11 protein-coding genes are annotated in these 11870 nt (G+C 41.9%); 2 read left to right on the plus strand and 9 right to left on the minus strand.

Going from position 1 to position 11870, the window contains the following annotated elements; all coding sequences use genetic code 11:
- The gene (gene hslU / locus VOI17_RS00850) at positions 1 to 1389 is read left to right on the plus strand and encodes an ATP-dependent protease ATPase subunit HslU (protein WP_323755343.1); all 1389 of its coding nucleotides are present in this window, start codon (positions 1 to 3) and stop codon (positions 1387 to 1389) included.
- A gap of 40 nt (positions 1390 to 1429) precedes the next feature.
- The gene (gene argH, locus VOI17_RS00855; protein WP_323755344.1) at positions 1430 to 2761 is read left to right on the plus strand and encodes an argininosuccinate lyase; all 1332 of its coding nucleotides are present in this window, start codon (positions 1430 to 1432) and stop codon (positions 2759 to 2761) included.
- Between the two features lie 43 nt (positions 2762 to 2804).
- Here argH and VOI17_RS00860 read toward each other — a convergent pair whose 3' ends face one another.
- The 9 genes from VOI17_RS00860 to VOI17_RS00900 form a co-directional block, all read right to left on the minus strand.
- The gene (locus VOI17_RS00860; protein WP_323755345.1) at positions 2805 to 4037 is read right to left on the minus strand and encodes a hypothetical protein; all 1233 of its coding nucleotides are present in this window, start codon (positions 4035 to 4037) and stop codon (positions 2805 to 2807) included.
- A gap of 91 nt (positions 4038 to 4128) precedes the next feature.
- Positions 4129 to 4461, minus strand: a complete 333-nt coding sequence (locus VOI17_RS00865; RefSeq protein ID WP_323755346.1) for a DUF86 domain-containing protein — start codon at positions 4459 to 4461, stop codon at positions 4129 to 4131.
- The gene (locus VOI17_RS00870; RefSeq protein WP_323755347.1) at positions 4454 to 4744 is read right to left on the minus strand and encodes a nucleotidyltransferase family protein; all 291 of its coding nucleotides are present in this window, start codon (positions 4742 to 4744) and stop codon (positions 4454 to 4456) included. Before VOI17_RS00870 ends, VOI17_RS00865 begins: the two co-directional genes overlap by 8 nt.
- 49 nt (positions 4745 to 4793) lie before the next feature.
- Complete coding sequence (locus VOI17_RS00875; RefSeq protein WP_323755348.1) at positions 4794 to 6068, minus strand: serine hydrolase domain-containing protein; 1275 nt, start codon at positions 6066 to 6068, stop codon at positions 4794 to 4796.
- A 166-nt stretch (positions 6069 to 6234) separates the two neighbouring features.
- Positions 6235 to 7008, minus strand: coding sequence for a DUF547 domain-containing protein (locus VOI17_RS00880; RefSeq protein ID WP_323755349.1), 774 nt, complete (start codon positions 7006 to 7008; stop codon positions 6235 to 6237).
- 96 nt (positions 7009 to 7104) lie between these two features.
- Complete coding sequence (locus tag VOI17_RS00885; RefSeq protein ID WP_323755350.1) at positions 7105 to 7809, minus strand: diphthine--ammonia ligase; 705 nt, start codon at positions 7807 to 7809, stop codon at positions 7105 to 7107.
- 106 nt (positions 7810 to 7915) lie between these two features.
- Entirely contained in the window at positions 7916 to 9796 is a 1881-nt protein-coding gene (locus VOI17_RS00890; protein WP_323755351.1) for a TonB-dependent receptor plug domain-containing protein, read from the minus strand.
- A complete protein-coding gene (locus VOI17_RS00895) occupies positions 9793 to 10803 on the minus strand; it encodes an ABC transporter ATP-binding protein (protein WP_323755352.1) in 1011 nt (336 codons plus the stop codon). The genes VOI17_RS00890 and VOI17_RS00895 overlap by 4 nt, the downstream gene beginning before the upstream one ends.
- A gap of 7 nt (positions 10804 to 10810) precedes the next feature.
- Positions 10811 to 11869: an iron ABC transporter permease gene (locus VOI17_RS00900; RefSeq protein WP_323755353.1), complete on the minus strand. Its 1059-nt coding sequence runs from the start codon at positions 11867 to 11869 to the stop codon at positions 10811 to 10813.
- Position 11870 lies beyond the last annotated feature (1 nt).

The following is an 11870-nucleotide window of genomic DNA, read 5'->3' on the forward strand; positions in this document are numbered from 1 at the left end:
ATGTTAGACACACAATATTTAACCCCAAGGCAGATTGTTGCCGAACTAGATAAATACATTATTGGCCAAGCGGACGCTAAGAAAAACGTGGCCATTGCACTCCGTAATCGTTGGAGAAGAATGCACGTGAAGGAAGAAATGCAGCGTGAAATTGTGCCTAATAATATCTTGATGATAGGCGCAACGGGTGTGGGTAAAACTGAAATTGCCCGAAGACTGGCCAAAATTGCAGACGCTCCTTTCACTAAAGTGGAAGCTTCTAAATTCACGGAAGTGGGTTACGTTGGGCGCGATGTGGAAAGCATGGTACGCGACTTGGTAGAACAGTCTGTCAACTTGGTGCGCCAATCCAAAAAAGAAGAAGTTAAAGGCAGGGCCGAACAAGCCGTTGAAGATGTAATTCTTGACGCATTGATTCCCCCGATCAAAAATACGCGTCCTTCGGCTACTGTGGTTGAAAACGGAGAAGAGCCCGATAAAATGTCGGATGCGGAATTGAATGAAAGAACCCGCGAGCGTTTCCGTGAGAAAATTCGCTCTGGCGAAATTGACGACCGCAAAATTGAAATCAATATTACCTCTTCTGGTGCAGGAGTTGGTATGGTAGGTGGCGGCATGGACGAAGTTTCCATGATGAACCTTCAGGACATGCTGAGCAATGTGATGCCGAAGAAATCGAAAAAGCGCAAGGTGACCATTGGCGAAGCGAAAAAGATCCTATTGGATGAAGAAAGCGCCAAGCTCATCGACATGGATGAAGTGAAAGAAGAAGCCATTCGCAAAGCGGAAAACACGGGCATTATCTTTATCGATGAAATTGATAAAGTAGCTGGCAGTTCTAAAAAAGGTGGTGGCGGACCCGATGTAAGTCGCGAGGGTGTGCAGCGCGATCTTTTACCTATTGTAGAAGGCAGTTCTGTAAACACCAAACACGGCATTATCAATACTGACCATATTCTGTTTATTGCTGCTGGGGCTTTCCATGTAGCGAAACCTTCAGATTTGATTCCTGAGTTGCAGGGTCGTTTCCCTATCCGTGTAGAGTTGAACAGCCTTACGAGAGATGATTTCTACCGCATTTTGAAAGAGCCAAAAAATGCCCTTACAAAACAGTACGAAGCTTTAATGAATTCTGAAGATGTGTCTTTAGAATTTACCGATGAGTCCTTAATGGAATTGGCGGATATTGCCTTCAAGGTAAACGAAGAAGTAGAAAATATTGGCGCCAGACGTCTGTACACGGTAATGAGCAAATTGCTCAACGATATCCTTTTCGATATTCCAGAGAAAATCCCGAATAATGCCAAGGTGCTAGTCACCAAAGAATTGGTGCAAGAAAGACTATCGGGCTTGGTACAAAGCAAAGACTTGAGCGAGTTTATGCTGTAACTCATATTGAATTACTAATTTCGCTCCAAAATAGAAACACATGAAACTCTGGCAAAAAGAAACCCGCGTATCTGAAATTGTAGAACGATTTACCGTTGGTCGCGACCTGGAGTTTGATATCCATTTGGCGCCTTATGATGTGTTGGGTTCTTTGGCCCATACCGAAATGTTGGCCAGCATTGGCTTGCTCACCGCAGGAGAAAAGGAAGCCATTCATGTGGAGCTTAAAAATATTTTCAAGTCCATTCAAGCAGGAGATTTTTCGATTGAAGAAGGCGTGGAAGACATTCATTCTCAAGTGGAATTTATCCTTACGGAACGACTGGGCGATGTAGGAAAGAAAATCCATAGTGGCCGTTCGCGCAACGACCAAGTTTTGGTAGACATGAAGCTTTTCATGCGTTCTGAAATCAAGGCTTTGGTGGAAGGCGTGAATAAGCTTTTCGATCGCTTGATGCACTTGAGTGACCAGCACAAAAACACTTTAATGCCGGGCTATACGCACATGCAAGTGGCCATGCCATCGTCTTTCGGGCTTTGGTTTGGTGCTTATGGCGAAAGCTTGGTGGACGATCTATATGCTTTAGAAGCGGCTTATAAAGTAGTGAACAAAAACCCTCTGGGTTCTGGCGCTGGCTTTGGTTCTTCTTTTCCTCTAAATAGAAAAATGACTACGGAGCTTTTGGGCTTCGAAGACCTGAATTATAACGTGGTTTATGCCATGATGGGTCGAGGCAAGGCCGAACGTTCATTGGCCACTGGAATGGCGGCTGTAGCAGCCACTTTGGGCAAATTCGCCATGGACGTATGCCTCTACATGGGCTCCGATTTCGGCTTTATCGGTTTCCCCGATGAACTGACCACAGGCTCCAGCATTATGCCGCATAAAAAGAACCCTGACGTTTTCGAACTGATGCGTGGCAAATGCAATAAGCTACAGGCTGCACCGAACGATATTGCCATAATGACCACCAATTTGCCTGTGGGTTATCACCGCGAAATGCAGCTGATCAAGGAAGTGATTTTTCCTGCCATTCAAGATTTGAAAGACTGCCTTTTCATGGCTGATTTTATGTTGGAGAAAATCACGATTAACGATCAACTGATTCAGCAAGAGAAATACAATTACCTGTTTACGGTAGAAGAAGTAAATCGCTTGGTGCTTTCAGGCGTTCCATTCAGAGATGCGTACAAGCAAGTCGGAATGGCCATTGAAAGAGGCGAGTTTCAGCCCGAACGCAGTGTAAACCATAGCCACGAAGGCAGCATTGGCCAATTAAATCATGCAGAAATCAAAGCCATGATGAACAAAGCCACCGCCAACTTCAATTTTACTAAATGGGAAAAGGCTTTTGAGGGGTTGGTAGGTTAAAATAGTTTAGGGTTTAAATTTTATGAAGTTCAAGGGTTGAGGCTTATCGAACAGGTTTATACACTTCCCAGAGGCTTTCCTCATCCCAAAAATATTTATTGAGTTTAGCCTTGAAAACCCTCTTAACAATGAATCTATTGTTGGTGAGTTTTTGAACTTTAATATAACCACCAAAAATACCATCCGTTAGTATTTCTTCTCGCTCACTAATTAGGTAAATAATGCTGTTATTGAATTGGAAGCTCCATTTCCCTTCATCTAACACTCTTGATTCGCGGTATATTCTATACTTTCCTGTTTTGTCAAATTTTAGAATGAGAGAATGGTTATCAATATCTTCTTGAGAAATAAGCGATGTGCTATCATTGACATAAGCTTCTCCTTCATCCAGAAGGTAAGTACTGAAACCAACCGAACCTATAAATTCTACTGTGTCTGTTGGTAAAGGGGTTGCCTCCTCCTGAATTCTCCAAGGCTGACGTGTGAGGTTTTCAATATCCTTCCTTTGAACCCTAGAAGTTTTCTTTTTCCATTTTGTGGCGGTAAGCTCAAATTCTTCTCCCTTATACCAATAAGCAAATGTGATTTTTGTCCGGTCAACATTTTTCACCAATAACGCCTGAAATTCATCAATCATTCCTGTTCTATTTGTCATAGGTATTGATAGAATAGGGGTTCCCCCATGGTTTGCTAGACCCCAAAAGCTTCTATCCAAACCTAAAGGACCATTAAGTCTTGCCGAGTAGGTTTGATTGTAATATTCACTAAGAACAAAAGAAGAGTCTTCTAAGGAAGGTAAAAAGTGTATATCATATTTTAGAGGGTAGGGATGATCACTCGTAAAGGTCCAAGTTTTTCCGAAAAGCATGCCTTTAATAGCGCCTGAGTTTGTTTTGTCTTGAAAAGAAGGAACAGGTATAAAGGTATTTACTTCGTTAGAGTCAATTACCATTACAAGTCGATCATCGGTCAACTCAGCTATTTTGGCATAAACTCCCTCCAAGCCACCTATATTTAAGTTGAGAGAATCAGATGTTGCGATAGTATAAGTGAAGTTCTTTTTCACGGTTGTTCCAGGACTAATTAAATAACCATTTCTGTTTTCATTAAAGCTCCAAAATGTTATAGAACTAGAGGTTATGTAAGCCAGCGTATCTCCTTTATAGTTTTGAGTCATAATCGGCATCCACGTTTTCAGTAATTCCTTGGGAATATCTTGCGCTAGCACACTAGCTGACGTACACAATAAAAGAGATAGAATGAATAACCTTTTCATCAGCTTCAATATAAACATTGAAACGATGAAGTAAATAAAAATGTAAGGAATTGGTATTGCTTGTCTAATTGGGGACTCAAGAAGAAGTGTTTCAACTAAGCTGTTTGAGTTGATGGACTAGTTCTTCAATATCATCTTGGATTATTGACCAGACTATTTCTAAATCAATGCCAAAATAATCGTGCACAATTCGATTTCTAAAACCGCGCATTTTTGTCCACTCAATTTGCGGATTTAATGATTTAAAGTCGTCTTCAATTCTATTTGCAGCCTCACCTATAATCTCAAAATTCCGAATTACAGCATCAACTGTTTTGTCATCTGCGCCAAATTGATCAAAGCTCAATCCCTCTGTATACTTAATGATTTTCATTGCTGATTCCAGCATGTCTTGAATAAGAGCCGAGTTGTCCCGCTTAGACATATATCAAGTCAGATTTGATCTTCTGAAAATAGCGATCTTTTATTCCTTTTCTGGAAACAAGATCTACTTTGAAGCCTAAATAACTCTCTAGCTCTTCTGCTAACAGGATAAAATCAGAACCGATTTTATCATTGAATTCTACGACCAGATCGAGGTCGCTATGATCATTTTGTTCATTTCGAGCGAAAGAACCAAAAATGGCCAAAGACTGAATAGGGTACTTTTTGAAAAGAAAAGTCTTTCTTTCTGCTAAGGCTGCCTTTATTTCAGTCAAGGATTTCATATTTCAAATATATTGATTCCTTAGGACATATTGAATTGGAAAAATACGCCTACTCGCTTACCTCAAACAAGTCTGTGCTAGGCCAGCTTTTGATTTGCTTGAAAGATTCCCGCATGGCCCAACGGCTGGTGCTCCAAAAGCTACCTCTACGCGGTGTAGTGTTTGAGATGACCACCCATGAAACTCCATTCAGGTCGCGGGTAAGTAAGGCTGAGGTGCCTGAAAGTGTGCCAGTGCGCCACCAATGCTCACCACTTACGCTACGCCAGCCCAAAGGCTGATTTACGCCTCCAACTCCCTTGATCATTTTATTCATGGAGTCTTTGCTTAAAATATCTTTGTAACGTTTAGAATAGCCGTCTACCATCACTAAAAGGCGCATCATGTCTACCGAATTGGCTACCCAGCCGCCAGCAGGCGCAAGCATCTTCACATCATCGGCACCATAAGGTTTGTCTACCATTTTACCAGAACCAGTGTAGGCCAATTGCTTATTGTCTGGGCTGTAGTCGTAATATTTTACTTCGTTCTTGAGTCGGTCACTTTCAAAATTCCCGGCAATTTGCATATGGGTGATACCGTTCGGCTTGAGAATGTTTTTCTGCACCCAGTCTTCGTATTTTTCACCCGTTTTTTCTTCTATAATTCTACCTAGCAAACAGTAGCCAAAATTAGAGTAATTGTAATGCGTGCCAGGCGTATAAGGGAGGTGGCGTGTAATTACAAAACTGATTACTTCGTCAAAATCTATTGGATAAGCTGCCTTATCCATTTTATGAATTTTAGCAGGAATAAACATGGGGTCGCCATAGGTAATCAAACTCCAACCTGCAGTATGGTTAAGCAGGTGCTTGACCTTTATTTTATAAACATTACGGTTGGTAATTCCTTTGTACTTGGCTCCTTTGAGAATGCCATTATCTCCAAAAACAAAATCATCTAAGCCAATTTTTCCATCGTCTACCATTTTTAATATGGCCGTTGCAGTCACCAGCTTTGAAACACTTCCGATTCGGAAAAGATGAGAAGGTTCAACAGGTATTTTATTGTCTTTGTCTGCATAGCCAAAGCCCTTGGCATATACCAATTTTTCATTTTTCACCACTGCCACTGTAGCTCCCGTTAAATTTAGGCTGGTCAAAAGTCGCTCAGCCATTTTGTCTATGGCCTCTAAAGCAGGGATGTCAGAATCTTTATTGGTGAGTGCCCGCTTTGCAGGCTTATTTTCGGCTGGAATTTTTGGTTCTGAGGGAGATAGTGAAAGCAAGGATACAAGAATACCCATGGTAAGAACAACCAAAATAGCTTTGCCTTTATACTGCATATATTAAGTAACGACCCTTTACGAAAAGCAATTATAAGAAAACTAAGGTTAAACGTAAAGGCCAATAGACAGTCTCTTTGAGTTAATCCAAAATGAGCCTCTTTTTTACGCTAATAATCGCATTCGTCAGACGGTTTTAGAGGCTTGGGGTTTAATTTTGGGGCAGTTACTTTCTTGAAGCATCATTCAAACTCCATTGGTAATCCATAAAATCGACTTCCGCATTTTCGTCAATCTTCACTTTGGAATACTTATTAAGGAATTGAATTAAGCTCTGCCCTTTTTTAAAGTCTCCGCCAAACCAGCTAAAAATCTTTGACAGCTCTACTTTGTTTTTGGTGACTTTATTTCGATTCGGATCATTGATAAAGGCTCTTGCCTGTTCCGCCAGTTGCGTTTCAACCTTATTTGCTGTAAAAGCTTCTGCCCTTAAAACAGGACAAGAAAATGAAGCACAGTTGATCGCAAAATGAATTCTGGGTTCTGCAAATTCCTTCCGGAGAATATCATGTTCTACCCGATCCAAGTTAAAGTCTTCCCCTCCAATTGTGAAAAAATCCTTCGTCCAAACCGTGTTCACGGTTGGAACGCTCAATGTTGGGTTCAGGTCTTTAATACTCACCAAAGGGTAATTATCGATAATCAGTTTTACGGTAAACGCATTATACACATTGATCCAATAGGCCAGCTTTTCGTCTTCACTCCAACTATCGGCTGGGGCATTATTGCTGAGCAAATCAAGATAACTTTCAAACTTGTCTTTTTCAGAAATGATGCCTTTGTAGTCGATAAAGCCCTCTTCGTTCACATACTCTTTTAGAAGTTCATCCCAGGTCTCATGATTTGGAGCTGGGCCATTGCCCTCAAAACTTGCTTTGTCATTGGTACAAGAAACCAATACAAAAAAGGCCAACACAAATAGTTTCTTCAATGCTTTCATCTTGGAGTGCTTAGGTGCTTAACCCGAATCGGCTCATACATGTTCCGTTTATCTCCAACGCATGGTATTGGCCACGACAAATCTTGAATGTATTCGTTATAGCAAATCTTGAAACCAGTAAGTTACCTTTTCATTGGTCTCGGCAGACAAAGTGTATTCTTTTGGCACAACCTCTCCTTTTTCGAATGCCACGGGATGATCGAAGATTGGGCCATCAAAAACAAAGCTGTGGAACTCTCCATTTTCCCCACAAGGGTCTACGTTTTTCGGTAGCTCTTTAAGCAAATCATGGTCTATGATTTGGCCTGCAAAAGATTGATCGAGCTTACTACCATCTACCGAAACGAGCATGGTTTTAAAGCCCAAGTCAATGAACTCTCTTACTAAGTCAGCCGTGTTTCTTTTCCATAACGGAAAGTGCCCTTTAAGTCCCACTTCAGCCAATCTCTTTTCTCTATATTCCTTTAAGTCTTCCAGAAAAATATCACCGAAAATAGAATGCGTTATGCCTTGGGCTTTAAAGCCTTCCATCTTCTCTGACATTAAGTGATCATATTCTGGCATCGTCACTTCACCAGGAATGGACAGGATTGATATAGGCAGGCCAATGGCTTTGACTTGGCGTTTCAGCAAATCTTTGTGAACTCCATGCATGGAAATTCTTTCCAATTCAGCATTAACACTGGTCATCAATGTCACTACTTCAAACGCATTTCCTTGAAGCACATAATGTAAAGACAAAGCACTGTCTTTACCTCCACTCCAATTGAAAATTGCTTTCTCCTTTTTTTCGGTCTTCATCTTCTGCTCAGTTTAGATTGTCCTATAAAAGCCAAATAGCTGTCCTTTTCCACTCCAAGAGCAAAGAAAAGAACAGCTATGATTTGGTTTGGTGTTTTTCAAATCCTTAGAAGGTACCTGTTACACCAATCGTAAAGTTGGCCGGCCGAGTGGTGAAGCCATAAACACCTACAAAGTCTTCGTCTAATAAATTATTGATCGTTCCTGAAAAAATGACTGCTCCGTCCAATACCTTGTGCGAAAACGATAGGTCAACCATGTTATAGGCTTTGAGTTTCACCAAGTACGGATCAGAGAAAATGGCAGCTTCGCGTTCGCCAAAGCGCGTGTAGTTTACCGCTACATTCGTGTTCGAAGTAATGGCATAATTCGTATTGAAACCAAATTTCAAGTCGGGAATTCTATAAAATTGAGCCGGATTGCCAAATTGGTAGGAGGCCAAATTTCCGCTGAAAGAAAGTGGCTCAATAATTTGCCACTGAAAGTCAATCTCAAAACCTTCGATTTCTCTTGTTCCGCTCACGTTATCGTAACCTCCACCCACATAGTTTCCTGCATTATCGAATCGAGACACGAAATCGATTGCGTTTTCTTCTTTACGCGTAAAGTATTCTGCATTTACAGTAAAATTTCTACCAAGGTAAAGCGACAGCCCAAATTCAGTCGACTGGGTTTCTTGTGGTTCCAATGCCGTATTTCCATAGAATGGAGCAAATAATTGATATAAACTAGGTGAAATGAATGCTGTAGAATAGGAACCGAAAACCTTCAAATTACTTTCGCCACCAAGGTTGAATAAGTAAGAAGGGTTAAGGCTATACACGAAGTTTGAGCCGTATTCGCTATTGATATTGAGCCTAGCCCCTGCGTTTAAAGTGAGTGCATCGGTTGCCTCCACAGCCAAATTGAAGTAGGGGTCAATATTGGTCGCATCTGGCTCTTCATCACCAGCGACAAACTTATAGCCCTGATAATGCACCCCAACAATGGTTTTTATTCGGCTACTAAATATGTACTCATTGGTCAAATCGGCTTGCGTGTTTTCACCTTCACTTTTTGAAGGATAAGCAGAAACGAAATCTCTTTTGATTTGATTATGGTTGAACTTCAACTGTAAGTTTCCTTTGTTGTATTTAAACTTTGGGTTCAAGCCAAAGCTCGTTTGCTTCAACGTGAATTCATTATCCGCATCGGCAAAAGCGCCATCATCGTAATCTGATCTTAATTTTTCATATGAAAAGTTCGCTCCTAAATTAAAGGCTTCAGAAAAGTCATAGCCGAATTTTGTTCTTCCCGAATAACGGTAAAAGCCGTCATCACCGAAATCGGTGGCGGGGTCATTGTCTTGTGCTGCTGAGATGCCTTCGCTGATGGCGAAAGCGCCAGCCGCTAAATAACTGAGTTTCCCTGCCTTTCCTTGTACATCGGCATTAGTATTGGAAGTACTGAACGAACCAATGGACTGTGATAAAGTCACTTTTGGTACCTCGGAAGTTGAGGCTTTCATCTTAATATTGATTACACCAGCCACAGCCCCTGTTCCGTACAAAGTACTCGCAGCACCTTTCAGTACTTCGATGTATTCAACAGCCTGTGCATTGAGCAATCTCAAATCATAATCCATTGCAATGCCAGACGGATCGTTGATAGGAAGTCCATCAATTAATATCAAAGTATGAGCGTTTCTTCCTCCGCGAATATTATAATCTAGGTTGGTGCCAGGAGTTCCAAAAGCCCCGTCAATATTTATTCCGGGCAGTTGATTCAAAAGATCGGCCACTGTTCTTCCAGGTGAATTTCTAATTTCATCGGCAGTAATTTTATAAATCACTTTACCTGATTTTTCAATGGGTGTTTCAAACTTATTGCCTGTTACTACAACACGACCTAGGTCTCTTACTTGCCCTTCCTCTTGAGCAAATAGGTTGAATGAAGCGGTCAAAATCGTTAGTGCAACAAGACTAAATTTTCTAAAAATGATTGTCATTGAGTGTTTAGTTGAATTAATAATTCTTGAATAGTTTTATAGGTAGTATCGTTGTAATTCAGGTGCCAAAGCGGTGCTTTTAGGCTGCCTGAAATTTTAATTTCTATATCAGATGCGTTTGGACTTACTTCGAAACCTGCCCTTTCCAAAGCACTTCTCGTCCAGCGCTTCAAGATCACATCACCTTCGAGCCAGACCTTTGTTTTGCTTTGGGTCGAAGTCCTTTTAAAAGTCCCCAGTTCGTAATCGAATTGAAGTTGATCTCTTTGGAAAGCTTCCTCCAGCAGTCCGTTTAATACCAAATCTTCAGGCAATCCTGAGTCTATTGATTGATTTTGATTGATAAGCCATAAATGATCGGCATTGGCCAACGCCATATCTAATTCATGTGTGGTAAGTAAAATGGCCTTGTCTGACTCAACAGCTAATGCACGCAGTAGGTGGAAAATTTCAATGCGGTTGGGTAGGTCTAAATGGGCGGTGGGTTCATCCAGAAAGATCACCTCTGTGTCTTGCGCTAGTGTTCGTGCAATCATTACTTTCTGCCTTTCTCCATCGCTCAATTCACCAATGTGCTTGTTGGCAAATTCGAGTATTCCAGTGGCCTCCATGGCTCTGAAAATTATGTCTTTGTCTTTCTGGCTTAAAGTTCCCAACCAGCTGGTATAAGGAAAACGGCCTAGGGAAACCAAAGCATAAACGGTTAAATTTCCTGGGGCAATTCTATCGGTAAGCACTAAACTCAGTTGCTTCGAGAGCGTTTTGGCATCAATCGAGCGAATGGGTTTCCCTTGCATGGAAACTTCGCCCTCCAATGGTTTTTGAATGCCTCCAATCGTCCGCATCAAGGTAGATTTTCCTGCGCCATTAGTGCCTAGTAGGCAGGTAAGTTTCCCTTTTTCCAGGTTTAGGTTAAGGTTGGATAAAACAGGCTTTGTCTCCTTTTTATCCTTGTAGCCTACCGTAAGGTTTGTGGTGCTGAGTATCGTTTTTGTCTCGTTCATCATTCTACCTTTAAAAAGAAGCTTTTAGGTTCTTGCGTTTAACAATGATCCAGATGACAATAGGTGAGCCAATGAGGGCCGTTATGGCATTAATCGGCAGCACCGTTTGACTGCCCGGCACTTGAGAAATGATGTCGCAGACGAGCATGAGGATTCCGCCTACCAATGCACAAGTAGGCACCAAAGTGCGATGGTCGGAAGTATTTAAAAAGCTACGCGAAAGGTGTGGCACGGCTATACCCACAAAACCGATAGGCCCACAGAAACCTGTAACAGCTCCAGCCAAAATACTGGTGGTGGCGATAATGCCTACTCTTGCCCATTTTACATTGAGTCCCATGCTTTGGGCATAGTCTTCTCCTAAAAGCAGTGCATTTAATGTTTTCGAAAGAAAGAAGGTGAGGATAACGCCCGTGAGTACAATGATGGCCAAGGCACCGAGTTGTTCGTTGGTCACGCCTCCCAAGCTGCCAAAAGTCCATAAAATGTATTCCTGAATTTGCTCGGGATCGCTAAAGAACTGCCAAATGCTCACCACGGCAATGGTGATATTTGCCACCATCAAACCAACAATCAGCATAACTACATTGTCTCTGATTTTGAAAGAGATTCCCAGAATAAGCATGAGCACCAAGGCGGCACCTAAAGTAGAAGCGATGATAATCAACCAGCTTCCGTCTACCCCCAATTCACGAATTGAAAAGGTGGTAGTAACCGTGCCCGCGGCCAACATTACTGCGGCTACACCCAAACTAGCCCCGGCCGTAATCCCCAATACTGAAGGCCCAGCGAGTGGGTTTCTGAAAAGTGTTTGCATTTGAAGGCCGCCCAATGACAGGGCTGCTCCAGCCAAAATTGCAGTGACCGCTCTCGGAAGTCTAATTTTCAGAATAATTCCTTGCCAGCCACTATTGTCGATTTGTTGCCCCAAAAGTGTTTTGATCACATCGCTCACAGGGATTCGTACCGAACCCAAACCGATGTCGAGCAAAAAAAGCAGGATAAGCGTGAACCCTAATAGGGTCAACGACTTCGCTCTAAGGCGTTTTCCTTGAGTGATTGCATTCATA

The organism is Roseivirga sp. (genome assembly GCF_034669765.1).
Taxonomy (GTDB): Bacteria; Bacteroidota; Bacteroidia; order Cytophagales; family Cyclobacteriaceae; genus Roseivirga.